Annotated in this window: 13 protein-coding genes and 1 other annotated feature; of the genes, 12 read left to right on the forward strand and 1 reads right to left on the reverse strand. The window is 47.9% G+C overall.

The genetic code is table 11. The features are described from left to right. From F8N00_RS08240 to F8N00_RS08250, 3 genes are all read left to right on the forward strand, one after another. Nucleotides 1–1485 (forward strand): ATP-binding protein (locus F8N00_RS08240; RefSeq protein ID WP_421018017.1); only part of this gene is annotated, 1485 nt, incomplete at its 5' end. Between the two features lie 240 nt (nucleotides 1486–1725). After that, the gene (locus F8N00_RS08245; protein WP_421018018.1) at nucleotides 1726–3555 is read left to right on the forward strand and encodes an anaerobic ribonucleoside triphosphate reductase; all 1830 of its coding nucleotides are present in this window, start codon (nucleotides 1726–1728) and stop codon (nucleotides 3553–3555) included. Further along, nucleotides 3527–4057 (forward strand): 4Fe-4S single cluster domain-containing protein, encoded by a 531-nt coding sequence (locus tag F8N00_RS08250; protein ID WP_421018019.1) that lies wholly within the window; start codon nucleotides 3527–3529, stop codon nucleotides 4055–4057. The genes F8N00_RS08245 and F8N00_RS08250 overlap by 29 nt, the downstream gene beginning before the upstream one ends. Here F8N00_RS08250 and F8N00_RS08255 read toward each other — a convergent pair. After that, nucleotides 4036–5508: a DHA2 family efflux MFS transporter permease subunit gene (locus F8N00_RS08255; protein ID WP_023467723.1), complete on the reverse strand. Its 1473-nt coding sequence runs from the start codon at nucleotides 5506–5508 to the stop codon at nucleotides 4036–4038. The genes F8N00_RS08250 and F8N00_RS08255 overlap by 22 nt on opposite strands. Nucleotides 5509–5677: 169 nt before the next feature. On the opposite strand from F8N00_RS08255, the gene F8N00_RS08260 reads away from it, so the two are divergent. The 9 genes from F8N00_RS08260 to F8N00_RS08300 all read left to right on the forward strand — a co-directional run. Then, nucleotides 5678–6586 (forward strand): TetR/AcrR family transcriptional regulator, encoded by a 909-nt coding sequence (locus tag F8N00_RS08260; protein ID WP_035398167.1) that lies wholly within the window; start codon nucleotides 5678–5680, stop codon nucleotides 6584–6586. Nucleotides 6587–6657: 71 nt separating this feature from the next. Next, a complete protein-coding gene (locus tag F8N00_RS08265; RefSeq protein WP_055967140.1) occupies nucleotides 6658–8100 on the forward strand; it encodes a SulP family inorganic anion transporter in 1443 nt (480 codons plus the stop codon). Between the two features lie 201 nt (nucleotides 8101–8301). Next, the gene (locus F8N00_RS08270; RefSeq protein WP_055967143.1) at nucleotides 8302–8754 is read left to right on the forward strand and encodes a hypothetical protein; all 453 of its coding nucleotides are present in this window, start codon (nucleotides 8302–8304) and stop codon (nucleotides 8752–8754) included. A 241-nt stretch (nucleotides 8755–8995) separates the two neighbouring features. Beyond that, complete coding sequence (locus F8N00_RS08275) at nucleotides 8996–9820, forward strand: fumarylacetoacetate hydrolase family protein (RefSeq protein WP_055967146.1); 825 nt, start codon at nucleotides 8996–8998, stop codon at nucleotides 9818–9820. Between the two features lie 287 nt (nucleotides 9821–10107). Then, nucleotides 10108–10854 carry a DeoR/GlpR family DNA-binding transcription regulator gene (locus F8N00_RS08280; protein WP_023467728.1) on the forward strand — a complete coding sequence of 249 codons (747 nt, stop codon included), beginning with the start codon at nucleotides 10108–10110 and terminating at the stop codon, nucleotides 10852–10854. Beyond that, entirely contained in the window at nucleotides 10851–11771 is a 921-nt protein-coding gene (pfkB, locus tag F8N00_RS08285) for a 1-phosphofructokinase (protein ID WP_421018020.1), read from the forward strand. Before F8N00_RS08280 ends, pfkB begins: the two co-directional genes overlap by 4 nt. Before the next feature lie 17 nt (nucleotides 11772–11788). Then, the gene (locus F8N00_RS08290) at nucleotides 11789–13723 is read left to right on the forward strand and encodes a PTS fructose transporter subunit IIABC (RefSeq protein WP_421018021.1); all 1935 of its coding nucleotides are present in this window, start codon (nucleotides 11789–11791) and stop codon (nucleotides 13721–13723) included. A gap of 105 nt (nucleotides 13724–13828) precedes the next feature. After that, nucleotides 13829–14974, forward strand: coding sequence for an FUSC family protein (locus F8N00_RS08295; protein WP_023467731.1), 1146 nt, complete (start codon nucleotides 13829–13831; stop codon nucleotides 14972–14974). A 70-nt stretch (nucleotides 14975–15044) separates the two neighbouring features. Next, nucleotides 15045–15249, forward strand: a binding site (T-box leader). A gap of 60 nt (nucleotides 15250–15309) precedes the next feature. Further along, the coding region (locus F8N00_RS08300; RefSeq protein WP_421018022.1) for an aromatic amino acid hydroxylase at nucleotides 15310–16466 on the forward strand (1157 nt) is incomplete at its 3' end.

Below are 16466 nucleotides of genomic sequence, written 5' to 3' on the forward strand. Positions count from 1 at the left end.
TGTATAAGAGACAGCAGTACGATCGTTCGGTTGACGAAGACGGAATTCGGTGCACTGTTATTGATCAAGAATAATGAAATCGCTCAAGTCGTTCCAAAAGAAATGACAGAAGAACAACAAGAGAGTCTGAAGACGGAGTCGTTACTACTAAAGCGAGTCATGATTTCAAAGGAAACAGCACATTCCTCAAAAAAGGTCGCGAACGACGATCTCATCAAGTATCCGTATCATGTCTATGAAGGTGTCATTCCGATCATGGATCCGGCAAAAGAAGAATTGATTGCCTGTCTCTATCTAGCACGGTTTGACGCACCATTCAACCAGCAGGATCTAGCGGAACTGGAATCGTTCTCGAAACAAATCGCGATCTCATTGATGCGAATGTCACTTTACGAACAGATGGAATACGAACGAAAAGAGACGGCACAACTGTTGAATTCCGTTCGGGAAGCGATTCTCTACATCAAACACGAAGAGAAGACGATCTTAGGAAACCAGGCGTTATTCGATATCTTCCAGTCGTTACAAGTCGAAGAAGACAACGATTCGATGACCTTCCTCGAAGTCCGACCGGAAACGATGTTCGAGCAGATGGATCAAAAGGAAGCGTTTGAAGCATACTTTGAAGAAGTCTTATCGGGTGAGATTCCGGAGGGCATGTTCTCCTTGTCGATCGACCAAGGTGAATACTTCATTCAAGTCTATGCCGAAGCCATTGCGCACGGGGGACATTCAAAAGGAACGATTCTCGTCTTCCGTGACGTCACGGCTGAGACAGAAGTCGACCGCGTGAAGTCGGAACTCGTCTCAACGGTCTCTCATGAACTTCGAACACCGCTCTCTTCAATTTATGGCTTTACGGAGCTAATGTTGAAACGGGATTTGGATCCTGAGCGGAACAAGCGATACTTGCAGACGATTCACGATGAATCAAAACGTCTGACCGATCTCGTCAGTGACTTCTTGAACGTCCAGCGGATGGAGTCAGGAAAGCAAGAGTATGACAAACAAATCTTTGACCTGAAAGAAATCGTCAAGGAACAAATTCAGTTTTATCAAGCAGCGACGGAGCAACACAGTCTGCAGCTTGATTTGAATGATGAACAGGACTTCATGGTCGAGGCAGATGCGAACAGCATGAAACAACTACTTGGTAACCTCTTGAATAATGCGGTGAAGTACTCACCGGACGGCGGGGATGTCGTCGTGACGATGACCCACCAGCACAATCAGATCGAACTCAGCGTTCGTGATTTCGGGATCGGGATTCCGAGTCATTCGATGCCGCATCTATTCAGTAAGTTTTATCGGGTCGACAACTCAGACAGCCGAAAGATTGGCGGGACGGGACTTGGATTATCGATCTGTAAGGAAATCGTTCGCGCACATGATGGCAATATCGAAGTCGAATCGATCCTTGGAGAAGGAACGGTCTTCCGGGTCAAATTGCCGAGTGCGACAGACGCGTTACTCGAAGCAGAATGAAGAGACGAAAAAGAGGCGATATCATGCGCCTCTTCTTTTTTGTCGTTTCACGTGTGAGATTCGTCCAAATTCATGCGTTTGGCTAAAACGAGTAAGATGCAGACATTTGAACGATAAATCGGACAGATTGATGACAGAACGGCTGAAACAGTTGAAAAAATCGTAAATTGTGCAGGGATTGCGAACGTTTCTGTACTCTCGCTATAGTGATTACAAAAAAGCGTGAGAGGAAGAAGAATCATGGAGAGCTTAGAAGCGTTACTCACACCACCGCAAGATATCGAACAAGAGAATGCAAACATTGATGGCAAAACACCGCTTGCGAAATTACAGCGGATTGCTGGGGAAGCAGCGCGACAGATGATGCGACGACATCTCGAAGCAGATGTCTTGCAGGCGCTTGACGACAACATCTTGTATATCCACGACGCCGATTATTACGTGACCGGTACGACGACGTGTGCTCAGATTCCGCTCGGTCAGCTACTCTCGCACGGATTTCAGACGACACACGGTTCAATCCGACCAGCGCAAGACATCCGTTCTGCCCTCGCCCTTGCGGCAATCATCGTCCAAGCGAATCAAAACATGCAGCATGGCGGACAAGCCTTCGCGACCTTTGACGATGATGTAGCGCCATTCGTCGAAAAGACCTACCAACGCGAATGGACCAAACTAAACGCCCTTGTGCCGCATTGGAAGCGACGCAAGCGGGAGCGGCGCGCATGGCAGGAGACGTATGAAAAGACGTTTCAGGCGTGCGAAGCGTTCATCCATAATACGAATTCGATGCATTCACGCGGCGGGGGACAGGTGCCGTTTTTATCCGTCAATTATGGAACGAATACGACGCAGGCAGGTCGGCTCTTCCAGCGCGCCATGCTGACAGCGACGGAACGTGGGTTAGGAAGAGGGGAGACACCGATCTTTCCGATTCAAATCTTTAAAGTCAAACAAGGCGTCAACCTGTCATCGACAGACCCGAACTACGATTTGTTTCAACTTGCCACCCGCGTGACAGGAAAACGATTGTTTCCGAACTTTGCGTTTCTTGATGCACCATTCAACCGTCAGGAGCAACCAGGGGGAGCCGAGGTCGCGTACATGGGATGCCGGACCCGTGTGTTTGAAGATCGTGGAGACATTCCGTCCGTCACAGGGCGAGGGAACTTATCGTTTACGAGCATCAATCTCGTCCGTTTGGCACTTCAGAGTCAAACCGTCGATCAAATGTTCGAAGCCGTCCAAGAGACGACAAGACTTGCATGCCGGCAACTCATTGCGCGTTATGAGTTCCAGGCAAGTCGAACAGCTGACGCGTTTCCATTTTTATATCAACATGTCTGGAAAGACGGTGAGATGCTAAAAAGTACGGATCAGGTGGGGCCGGTCCTCAAGCACGGGACGTTAGCGGTCGGCTTCATCGGTCTCGCGGAATGTTTGACCGTTTTGACGGGCAATCATCATGGGTATTCCGAACTGGCGCACCAGATTGGTATTGCCTTGATTCAAGCGATGCGAACGGTCATCGACAACTATGGCGAGATGACGGGATTGAACTTCAGTTTACTGGCAACTCCAGCTGAAGGGTTATCAGGTAAGTTCACACGTCGTGATGCCAGTGACTTCGGTGAAATCAAAGGAGTGACCGATCAGCCGTATTACACGAATTCCTTTCATATCCCTGTCGATGCGCTCGTAACGATCCGTGAAAAGATTCAACTCGAAGCACCATTTCATGCATTATGTAATGGTGGACATATCACCTATGTCGAGACAGATGGCGCACTTGCCGGAAATCCACAAGCGATTGAAGACATCGTTCGTTTGATGGCGGAAGCTGGAATCGGCTATGGGTCAATCAATCATCCCGTCGATCGTTGTCTTGATTGTCGAACGGAGCAGACAATCGAGGATCAGTGTCCGGTTTGCGGAAGTAGATCAATCGAACGGATTCGACGCATCACAGGATATCTCGTCGGTACACTGGACCGTTGGAATGAGGCAAAACGGGCTGAAGAGCAGAATCGGGTGAAGCACGATGTTACGCGTTCTCTCCCTTCATCCTGATTCTGTCGTTGATGGACCCGGTTTGCGAACGGTCCTGTTTCTTGCCGGTTGTCCACACCACTGTGTCGGCTGTCATAATCCGTCCTCCTGGGATTCGGCAGGTGGAGTGGATTGGACGATTAAAGAAACAGTGGAACGGATTCAGGCGATCGGAAATCGTCGTTTAACATTATCCGGCGGCGAGCCGATGCTTCAAGCGGCAGCACTTGTGCAACTTCTCGAACAACTTGGACCAGATTATGACGTCATTTTATATACTGGCTATGTACTAGAGGAAATCTTACAGCGTCGACGGTGGCATCCACTAATACTGCGACTAGACGGACTCATCGATGGTCCGTTCATCCTGTCGAAACTCGACCGAACGACACGTTTTCGGGGCAGTACAAATCAACGAATTTATGATCGACAGCAACTGCAAAAAAGAGTGTTACACAAAAACAAAAACTCCCCCGTCTCATCAGACAGGGGAGAATCAGATCATGCATATTTTTGTTCTTGATCGACGGATTCGACGACTGCGAGTGTCGTCGTCCGTCGTTTTTTGATGAAGAACGATAAGATCAATGCCGCGAGTGCAAGTAACGTCGCGATGAAGAACGTATCATTGATCCCTTCGATCATCGCTTGCATCTGTAACCATTCCGGATTAGCGGCTTCAGGTTGTGAAGCGAATTCCGGGACGTGATGCTTCGTCCGCGACGTCATGATCGTCACGAGCAGACCTGAACCGATCGCACCCGATACTTGTGACAACGTATTGTTCAATGCCGTACCATGGGGCGTCAAGTGTTGCGGAATATGGTTCAATCCGTTCGTCATGACCGGCATCATGACCATCGAGATTCCAAGGAAACGTAACGTATACATGATGACGAGGAACGCATATGACGTATCCGCCGCTAATTGACTAAACGAGAACGTCGTCAAGACCGTCAGTGATAAGCCGATGATGGCAAGGATCCGGGCGCCGAATCGGTCGAACAGACGACCCGTGATCGGTGACATGATCGCCATGACGATTGCCCCCGGTAACATCAAGAGACCAGAGTGGAACGGTGAGATACCGCGAATCGTCTGGATATAGATCGGCATCAAGATCATGGCGGAGAACATCGACATGTTCAGGACCATCGAAATTCCTTGCGATAAAGCGAACATCGGATAACGGAAAATCCCGAACTCAAGCATCGGTTCTTCGAGCATGAATTGACGTATAATGAAGGAAGTCAGACTGATTACACCGATGATCAACGATCCGATGACCGTCCAAGACCCCCATCCGGCAGAACCAGCGGAACTAAATCCATACAGCAATCCACCGAAACCAAAGCTTGAGAGAACGAGTGAAAATAAATCGAGTTTGAGTGTGCTACGAACCGTCTCTTTCTTCAACAAGAAGGCACCCGTGAAGAGCACGAGTAATGCGATCGGAGTGACGAGATGGAACAGCATCCGCCACTCATAATGTTCAAGAATCCAGCCGGACAATGTGGGGCCGATGGCTGGGGCGAACGTGATGACAAGTCCGAAGATCCCCATTGCTTGTCCGCGTTTCTCGATCGGGAAACCGGTCAAAAGAACATTCATTAATAATGGCATCATGATCGCAGAACCTGACGCCTGCATCATCCGCGCGCCGAGTAGAAGCGGGAAGACGTGTGCTTGTCCAGCGATGATCGTACCGAGTGAGAACAGCGTCATCGCCGTCAAGAACAGTTGACGTGTCGAAAACTTCTGGACAAGGAAGGCTGACGTCGGAATCATGATTCCGTTGACGAGCATATAGCCCGTCGTCAACCACTGGGCGGTGCTTGCCTGAATACCGAACGATCCCATGATTGACGGTAAGGCGATATTAAGTAACGTTGAGTTCAGGACCGCAACGAACGCACCTGCCATAAGGACAGTTAAAATTAAATAAAGTCGTGATGATTGCTTGCTTGATTGCATTTCGTTATGCTCCTTTTGTACTACGAGTCTAAAATGTTAGACTTGAATTCTATGACTAACTTGGCTATCTTACCAGGCTAAGTCGAATGAATTCAAATTATTTGCTTCATACACTAAAATAAGTGATTGTTAAACCATTGCAATCATTTGAACAGAAAAGGACAAGACCATGAATCCAAAAAAGAAACAACTTCTAGATGCCGCCTATCAGCTATTCGTCGAAAAAGGATATCAATCGACGTCCATCCAGGACATTCTTGAGCACAGTAACGTTTCCAAAGGAACGTTCTATAACTACTTCTCCTCTAAAAATGAATTATTCATCGATGTATTCAATACCGTCTTTGAAAAGATGCGGACAGCGCGCAAGGAAATTCTCGTCGGACGAGATGTCTCGGATTATGAGACGTTCATTCAACAAGGTAACTGTTACTTGGAACTGATGCAAAAATATAAATTGTATACGTTGTTCGAAGAGGCGATTGCTTCAAATGAAAAAGAACTGAAGACGTTCATGGAGAATAACCGTCTTCTCGAGATCGAATGGACGTTTGAACGATTACGTGATTTATTCGGTCAGACGAAAGAACCGTATCTTCTAGATTTAGCGGTCATTTATACAGGAATGTTGCAATATGCGATGTACTTCTTCCGACAATCCGAACCGAACACACAACCGGAACGTGTCGTCCGTTACGTATTCAATCGATTGACGCATCTCGTCGAAGACGTCAGTCGGACGGAAGAACAGTTGATTCCGCCGCGCTTCCTATCCGTTTGGCTCGACCGTCCACAAGATGAAGTCGTCATTCGGAAGGATTTGTTTGAGAAGACGAGTGCGCATATGAAACGCTTGATTACCCTGTCATCGATTTCCGATGAATCGAAGGAAGCCCATGAAGAGGTTCTTGATTTCATCTATGAAGAACTACTCGAACGGAAGAAACCAAAAATTCATCTTCTACGCCGGGCACTCGAGACGATGGACGAAGATCCGGTCTTTGCGGGTCAGGAGATCATGGCAACATATAAGGCGATGGTCGATGAGATTGCCCGTGTGCGGACTAAAACTTCCTAAAAAGGTTGCTTTTTGAAACTGACCAGATTAAACTGAGACCATTCATGTTAGAAAAGGGGTCTCATCATCATATGTTTACTCAATGGAAAAAAGAGTGGTTCCTGCAACCAAAAGCGGATTTGCTGTCCGGAATCGTCGTTGCCTTGGCACTCGTTCCGGAAGCAATCGCGTTTTCGCTTATTGCTGGCGTTAATCCGATGGTCGGTTTATACGCTTCCGTCATCATTGCGATCGTCATCTCGATTGCCGGCGGTCGTCCCGGAATGATTTCAGCTGCGACCGGTGCGATGGCACTCGTCGTCGTCCAGCTCGTCAAGGACCATGGTGTCGATTATTTACTAGCTGCCGGTATCCTTGCCGGAATTCTACAAATCGCGTTCGGATTTTTAGGAATTGCTAAGTTATTACGGTTCATTCCTCGATCCGTCATGGTCGGATTCGTCAATGCTTTAGCGATTTTGATTTTCTCGGCACAACTGCCGCAGTTCGAAGGACAGAACTGGATCATGTACGCAATGGTCGCCGCATCACTCGCCATCATCTTGTTATTCCCACGCGTGACGAAAGCGATCCCGGCACCACTCGTTGCGATCACGATCATGACAGTGTTGACGGTCGTCTTCTCACTTGATACACGAGTCATCGGGGACATGGGGCAAATCGAAGCGGCGTTACCAAGCTTCTTCCTGCCGGATGTTCCGTTCTCGCTTGAGACGCTCCAAATCATCTTCCCGTATGCTTTGTCACTTGCATTCGTTGGGTTGATCGAATCGTTGCTGACAGCACGAATCGTCGATGAGATGACGGATACGACGTCGAACAAAGCGATGGAATCACGCGGACAAGGAATTGCGAACATCATCGCAGGTATGTTCGGTGGCATGCCGGGCTGTGCAATGATCGGTCAATCGGTCATCAATGTCACGTCGGGTGGGCGTGGTCGCTTGTCGACGTTTACAGCAGGTGTGTTTTTAATGCTGTTGATGTTTACGATGAATGATCTATTGATGACGATTCCGATGGGAGCACTCGTCGGCGTCATGTTCTTCGTCTCGTATGCGACGTTTGACTGGGGATCATTCAAGATGCTCAAGACGTCACCGAAGAGTGATTCTGCTGTCATGCTCGCAACCGTTCTCGTCACCGTATTGACGAACGATTTATCAATGGGTGTTCTTGTCGGAATCTTGCTTGCTGCGTTATTATTTGCGTCAAAAATTTCTCGTATTCAAGTCGAGCGCAAGGAGCAAACAGATCGAGTCCGTTATACGATTCGTGGACCGTTGTTCTTCGCATCGACGACAGCATTTGCAGAACAGTTTCAGCTCGAAACTGATCCATCGTCTGTCATCACGCTCGATTTCTCAGCGTGTCACTTGTTTGATGATTCCGCTATCGAAGCGATCGAAAACGTCGTCTTGAAATACGAACGACTTGGCAAAAAAGTTGAACTCGTTGGATTGAACGAAGAGTCGCAGGCTCTTGTTGATCGACTAGCTCAGCGGATTGCGTAACGAATTTTATAAAAGGGGTGGCATTCCTAGGTACATTGGGAATGCCACCTCTTTCTATTGTCTCGACGAGTCAAATACGCACTATGTATCCAATAATTGTATGATGTGATAAGGTGTAAGCTATTAAAAAAGAAAGTTATTATGAACTAACGTTAAAAACTTTAATTCAACTCACTTTAATAAGTAAACGAGGTTCACTAAATGAAAAATTACCATTTGAATAGAATACTCAATTTAAAGACAGTCGAAGCATATTTTTTGAGAGATGGTTATTTAACACCACCTATGTATTGCCTAATACTCATTGACTATCAACGTCCTAGCACTATTGACGATTTTCCTTATTTAAAAAATATTGATGGAATCTCGGAAGACGACTTTGGATATGATAATTTTATAAAAGCAATCATTATTTCACCTGAGGAAGTTACTCAAGAAACGTATGATGAATTATGTACCGTGGCAGGTGGTTTTTTAGAGGATAAAGAAGAGTGTCGATGGAATTTGGATATTGAAGTTATTAGTAATTTCAAACATAAAAATAATTTGGATGACATTTTTCCTTTACTCCAAAATGTATTAGAAAAATACAAGTGTCCTATAAATATTCATCATATTCCTATAGAAAAATTTAACTTCTTATCACAGGAATAAATGAGTATGATGTTTTAACATTCAAACCTACTACTCGTCCGATATGATTTATAAGATATCTATATGATCTTCAACTGTTGAAACGAACTAAAAGTCAAAGAATGACTGAATACCATGTATGAATTATGTTTTATCACTAAAAATAATAGCAAAACGATTTGAGGATTGAACATGTGCTGGAGAGGATAAGTGCGACGTGCTTTCAGTTTCGCTATACTAGAAACAAAAGGGGGCATTTAGGATGAAATGGTTTCGATTTGAGCAAGAAGGAAAAGTAGGTATCGGGGTTGAACGGGATGGCTCTACATATGATGTGACGGCACAAGTCTATACGGATTCATTGTTTGAAGTGATTTCACGTGAGTTCGAAGTTGACCTTGATTTAGATATCGCGCCACTACTTAAAGGGGATGTACGACAGCTCGCACCTTATGTACCAGCACGAAACGTCATCTGTGTCGGCAAGAACTACGCCGATCACATCAAGGAGATGGATACGGCGGGAGCGGGGAAATTCGTCTTGTTCACGAAAGCACCGACATCGATCGTTGGTCCGTTCGAACCGATTGAGCGGCATGCGAATTTGACGCAGCAACTGGATTATGAAGGTGAGCTTGCTATCATTATCGGCACGACGGGGCGTGATCTGACACCTGAGAATGCACTTGATCACGTGTTTGGCTACAGTATCGTCAATGATGTGACAGCGCGGGACTTACAAAAAGAACACGTCCAGTTCTTCCGTGGCAAATCACTCGATGGGTTCTGTCCGTTCGGACCGGTCATCGTCTCAGCGGACAGCTTTGATCCGCGTGACGTCCTTGTCGAGACGCGTGTGAACGGGGAACTCCGTCAATCGGGATCAACGGCCTTGATGTTGCGTGATGTCGTAACGATTTTAGTTGAAGTGTCGCGCGGGATGACGCTTGAAGCAGGGGACATCATTGCGACAGGCACTCCGGCTGGTGTGGGTCACGGCATGAAACCACCGGTCTACCTTCAGACAGGGGATGTCGTCGAAGTATCGATTGAAGGAATCGGTCGCTTGCAAAATGAAGTCCAGTGAACGAAGATGACTGAAATGACCGATTTTCATTCACCACTTTCCGAATTACTTTGGAAAGTGGTTTTTTATTTTGTGAAAATCTTCAAAAATTTAAAAAATGATTGATTCTAATCAACAAAACAGTCATAAAATGACCGTTTTTGATGTATAATGAAACTATAAGAACGGTTTGATGTCGAAAAAAGTCGTATTTTGAACGTTTTATAAAGAATTTATATAAATTTTGAACGTTTTTGATTGATTTTTAGATGTAAACGCTTTATATTAAAGATGCGGAGGGAAACCTTATGTTAACCAAAAAACGCCATCAACTCATCCTTGAGCTTTTAGCCCGAGAAGAAGTCGTCAAGATGCAAAAGATCGTCGAACAAACCGGTGCGAGTGAATCCACGATTCGTCGGGATTTATCACAACTCGAGACAGCAGGTCATCTGCGTCGGGTGCACGGGGGCGCAACAGCGAACCATTTGCAAATTGAAGAACCGAGTTATTTCGAGAAGAGTGACCAACACGTCGAAGAGAAGGAGCGGATCGCGCGAGCGGCTGCCGACCTGATTGAAGACGGGATGTATGTCTATCTCGATGCCGGAACGACGACGCTTGCCATCGTTCCGTATCTCGAAGAGAAGGCGATTACGGTCGTAACGAACAGTCTTCCTCTAGCGAACACGTTACTCTATCACCGTATCCCGACGTTCGTCGTCGGAGGGCAACTCAAGCATTCAACGCAAGCACTCGTCGGTTACAACGCACGTGAAGGAATGTTGATTTACCATTTTGATGTCGCGTTCCTTGGGATGAACGGTGTTCATCCGGCACAAGGCTTCACGACACCAGATCCGGAAGAGGCACTCGTAAAGAAGACAGCGATCGAATTAGCAAAACAATCGTATGTACTCGTCGATGAGACGAAGCTGGATGCGATCAGTTTCAGTCGGGTGGCGTCCTTGCAAGCGGCGACGATCATCACGACGACATCCAGTGAGCAAGAAGCGAAATACAGTCAATACACAGAGGTGGTGAACGCGAAATGATTTATACACTGACACTCAACCCATCCATCGACTATTATGTCACGTTACCGGTATTTGAGGCAGGACAAGTCAATCGTGTCGAACAGGCGGAAAAAGTGGCCGGAGGGAAAGGGATCAACGTCTCTCTCGTCCTAAAAAACTATGAGGTAGAAACACAAGCACTCGGATTCCTTGGGGGAAGTACCGGACAATTCATCCGGACAGAACTCGAGAAACGAGGCGTGTTAACGGACTTCACACCGATTCAAGATGAGACGCGGATCAACGTGAAGATTCGTGCCGATCAAGAATCTGAGCTGAATGCAGCGGGACCGAAGATTCAACCGGAAGAGCTGGAGCATTTATTATCCCGATTCAAGACGATGCAAGCCGGTGACATCGTCGTCTTCGCAGGCAGTATCCCAAGCAGTCTACCGCATGATCTCTATCGTCATATCGCGACGATCTTGAATGAACGGAACGTCCGCTTCGCCGTTGATACGACGAAGGAAGCGATGCTTGAAGTCTTACCGCTCGGTCCATTTTTAATCAAGCCGAATCACCATGAACTCGGTGAAATTTTCGACGTCGAGATTACGTCGAAGGAGATGGCAGTTCCATACGCCCAACAGCTCGTCGAGCGAGGTGCCGAGAACGTCGTCATCTCATTTGCAGGAGACGGAGCACTGCTTGTCAATCGTGAAGGTGCCTATACGGCAAACACACCGGCAGGGAAGCTCGTCAATTCCGTCGGTGCTGGAGATTCACTCGTCGCTGGATTCGTCGCCAGCCACGCGCTCGGTAAATCATCAGAAGAAGCGTTCCGCTATGCGGTGACGACTGGTAGCGCGTCTGCTTATTCCTTTGGTCTTTGTACGAAGGAAGATATCGATCGTCTCATCAAAGACGTCAACGTCGTTGAACTCATTCAATCCTAAAAGGAGTGTGACTACTCATGAAAATTACTGATCTCTTAACACGTGATACGATTCAGCTCGATTTACAAGCGTCATCTAAAGCCGCTGTCATCGACGAACTCGTAAACGTCCTCGATCGGGCAGGAAAACTGAACGATCGCTCGGCATATAAAGAAGCGATTCTCGTACGGGAAGCGCAAAGTACGACAGGTTTAGGGGAAGGCATTGCCATTCCACACGCAAAAACAGCAGCAGTCAAAACACCAGCGATCGCCTTCGGTCGTTCGACAGGTGTTGACTACGAAGCACTCGACGGTCAACCGAGTCGGTTGTTCTTCATGATCGCAGCGGGTGAGAACGCTGATAATGCGCACCTTGAAACACTTTCGAAACTATCCGTTTATTTGATGGATATGAACTTCCGCGATACGATCCTTGCGGCTAAAACGAAAGACGAAGTCATCGCAGCAATCGAAGCGAAGGAACGCGAAGAAGAAGGTCCAGTTGACGTCTCAAGCGACAATGTCGACCAAAATGCACCGTACATCCTCGCTGTCACAGCTTGTCCAACAGGAATCGCGCACACGTATATGGCAGCTGATGCGCTTCGTCAAAAAGCGGAGGAGATGGGTGTTCGTATTAAAGTCGAAACGAACGGATCGACAGGTGTCAAGAACGGTTTGACACAACAAGACATCAACGATGCGACAGCCATCATCGTCGCTGCGGATAAAGCAGTTGAGATGGATCGCTTCAACGGGAAACACGTCGTTGAAGTACCGGTAGCGCAAGGGATTCGTAAACCACAAGAATTGATCAACCGTGCCGTCAAACAAGACGCACCTGTCTATAAAGCGAGCGGTTCAAGCGAAAGCTCAAAACCAGCGCGTGGTGGATTCTACAAACACTTGATGAGTGGGGTATCCGCGATGTTGCCACTCGTCGTCGCTGGTGGTCTCTTGATTGCGATCAGCTTCTTCTGGGGAATCAACTCCGCTGACCCGAAAGATCCGTCATACAATGAGTTTGCAGCTCAGTTGATGACGATCGGGAAAGCAGCGTTTGGTCTCTTGATTCCGATTCTCGCCGGATTCATCGCGATGTCGATCGCTGATAAACCAGGTCTTGCTCCTGGTCTGATCGCTGGGTTCCTTGCAAGCAGTGGTAACGCTGGTTTCCTCGGTGGATTGATTGCCGGTTTCCTTGCTGGTTACGTCGTTCTCTTACTCGTTAAAGTCTTCAAAGGTCTCCCGGCAGCTCTTGAAGGAATTAAACCAGTCTTGCTCTATCCACTGTTTGGTTCATTCATCACAGGGATGATCATGTTACTCGTCATCAATGAGCCGATCGCGAAGTTCATGACATGGCTCACGGATTCACTGAACGGACTCAGTGGTGGGAACGCAATCCTCCTCGGTATGCTCGTCGCAGGTATGATGGCAATCGACATGGGTGGTCCGATCAACAAAACAGCATACGTTTTCGGTACAGCTGCTCTTACAGCAGGTAACACGGAAGTCATGGCAGCCGTCATGGCAGGTGGGATGGTTCCACCACTCATCGTTGCACTTTCATCAACATTGTTCGCACGTAAGAAATTCACACCGCAAGAACGTGAAGCAGGTATCGCTGCTTACGCAATGGGGGCATCGTTCGTCACAGAAGGTGCGATTCCATTCGCAGCAGCCGATCCACTCCGCGTCATTCCGTCAAGCGTCATCGGTTCAGCTATCGCTGGTGCGTTGACGATCGTCTTCGGCGTCTTGCTCCCGGCACCACACGGCGGTATCTTCGTCTTCCCGCTCCTTGATGGTCCATCAGGTACGGTCATGGCAATCGTCGGTTACGCGGGTGCGATCCTCATCGGTTCACTCGTCGGTGCGGCAATCCTATCCTTCCTCAAAAAACCGCTTGTTGACCAATCGGTCGCGAAAGCGGAAATGACAGAAGGAACAGGTACGAAAGCATCATAATTCACCTAAATCCTCTCCGTTTTCAAGCGGAGGGGATTTTTTGTTGAATTTTGACGGCTAACGGTGAAGAATAGAGGGCATACTGAATAAGAAGGAGGGATGGACATGGGTGGACAATCCTTACAAATCGGACCACGGACCATCAAGACAGGTCTTGCGGTCATCTTGGCGCTGTTGATCAGTAATCTGTTCAACCTCAGCCCGATCCTGCCTGCAATCTCGGCAGCGACGACACTCCTGCCTTCGGTCTATCAGACATGGAAACAATTTCTCGAGGAAGCAGAGGCCAACTTGATTGGTGCCTTTTTGACGTTACTCGCACTTTGGATTTTAGGGGATAATCCAGCCAATCCGCTCGCGATCGGAATTGTCATCATGGCAGCAATCTCGATTTTGCTAGCCTTTGGTTTCGGGCGGACGATTCCACACGTCGTTTTGATGATCATCGTCATTCTCGAAAGTGTGGCGACAGCGACCGAGCCACTTTGGCAAGTCGTCCTGATCCGTTACTTGCTCGTCATGCTCGGGATCGGCTGTGCGCTTGGCATCAATGCGCTGATCTTCCCGCCGCGCTATGGCAATGTCTACTATCAAAAAGCGACGAAACTCTTCGAAAAGCTGCTCGTCGTCACGCGAGCGATTGCCTTCGAAGGCAAGGTCGCCCCATACCGGGCGGCAATCGATAAAATGTCAAATTCGCTCCTTGAGACACAAAACTTGTTCAACCTACACAAGGAAGAGATTCGAGGAACGCGTCAGAAGCACGCCTCGCTCTTACGGAACCTCTTGATTCTCAAACATATGCAATCGTGCCTCGAACGTGGTGTCGCGACGGCAGAGCGCTTCAGAGAGCGAGAGAAGGCCCTTGACTCGATTGCGGACGATCTTCGGAGTGAATTGTTTTATCACTTGATGCATATCGCCCAGCGACAAGAGAAGGTCTTGCTGACATATGATCTCTTATTGACGGAAGAACCACTCGCAATGGAGGATCTCGTCAAAGAGAACATCGCCTTCGTTAAGCACTCTTTCCTTGACCGCGATGAACTCGAGGAAGAAGTCATCATGGAAATCTTACCGATCGTCGTTTCGATGAATGAGTGGATCCAAGAGCTTGAAGCATTCGAAAAACGGCTCAATGGTGCGCTTCGTCGTCATATCACATCACTGACGATCGAACAAAAATCAGTCCGTGATAAAACATTTAATCGATTTAAACGTAAAAAAGCCATTGACGAAAGTAAAAAGTAAGCGTATAGTCCTCCTTAACGATACTTTACTTGCTAAAAGCATAACAGTATAACAGCATAACAGAACGAAAGATTAAGCGATGATGAAACCGAAGTAAAGACCATCTCCCTGTTTCAGAGAGCACGTGGCGCTGCGAACGTGTACACAGATGGTGTTGAATTACAGTTTCTGAGCTTCTTGCGTAAGCGAGCGGAGCACACCGTTATCCCAATCATAAGTGACTCAGTCGATGACTGGGTAATCAGGGTGGTACCGCGGCTTTCGTCGCCCCTGTCGAACAATATGTTCGGCAGGGGCTTTTTTGTTATCTCACATTCATTCAAGGGGGAACTCATATGTCTACACCAATCATTCCAAGTCATTTACGTCCACACGTCGCACCACAGCACTACGAAGACTACACGCCAACGGATCATGCCGTTTGGAGATACGTCATGCGACTGAATTTAAATACGTTACAAGATACAGCACATCCGGCATACCTCGAAGGGCTTGCTGCATCGGGCATCAGCCCGGAACGGATTCCGGACGTGCGTGAAATGACAGCGAACCTAAGCCGTGGAGGCTGGGGAACAGTCGCTGTTGATGGTCTCATTCCTGGCGTCGCCTTCTTCGATTTCCAAGGGCACGGACTCTTGCCGATCGCGACCGACATTCGGAAGGTCGATAACATTCTCTACACACCGGCGCCAGATATTTTGCATGAAGCAGCGGGGCACGCGCCAATCTTGATGAATCCGGTCTACGCGGAATTCGTTCGACGCTTCGGTGAGATCGGGGCACATGCCTTTAATCATAAAGCCGAGCATGACGTGTTCAAGGCACTAAAGAAATTGACGATTGTCAAAGAGAGCCCGTTCTCGACGCCAGCCGACATCGAGCAAGCTGAAGTCGAACTCGCGGAGACACGGACACACGTCAAAGGAATTTCGGAAGCGAACGAAATCTCACGTCTGTTCTGGTGGACGGTTGAATTCGGTCTGATTGGTAATATCGACAACCCACAAATCTACGGGGCAGGTCTTTTATCATCCGTCGGTGAAAGTCGCCACTGCTTAACGGACGCGGTCGTCAAACATCCATTCTCACTTGAAAAAGCACTTGCAACGAAACATGACGTGACGAGCATGCAAAAAGAACTCTTCGTTTGTGAATCGTTCGAACAACTCCGCGATGCACTTGAAGAATTCGCACAGTCGATGTCCTACATCCGCGGTGGCATCCACGGACTAACAAAAGCGGTCGAATCGGGTAACCTGTCAACGCTCGTCTTCGACAGTGGTCTCTCGCTCGTCGGTGTTCCTGAAACGCAAGAGATTTACGATTCGCTTCATCTCGTCAAACTAACAGGTCCGACAGCGCTTGCTGCGAACGGCGAAGTGTTGACAGGTCAAGGACTTGCAGATCATCCGGAAGGCTTTACACTCCTTCACGGCAAGGAATTGAACGAAGTATTGATGCTGTCTCTTATACACATCTCCGAGCCCACGAG

Source organism: Exiguobacterium sp. A1_3_1, from assembly GCF_048985645.1.
Taxonomy (GTDB): domain Bacteria; phylum Bacillota; class Bacilli; order Exiguobacteriales; family Exiguobacteriaceae; genus Exiguobacterium_A; species Exiguobacterium_A indicum.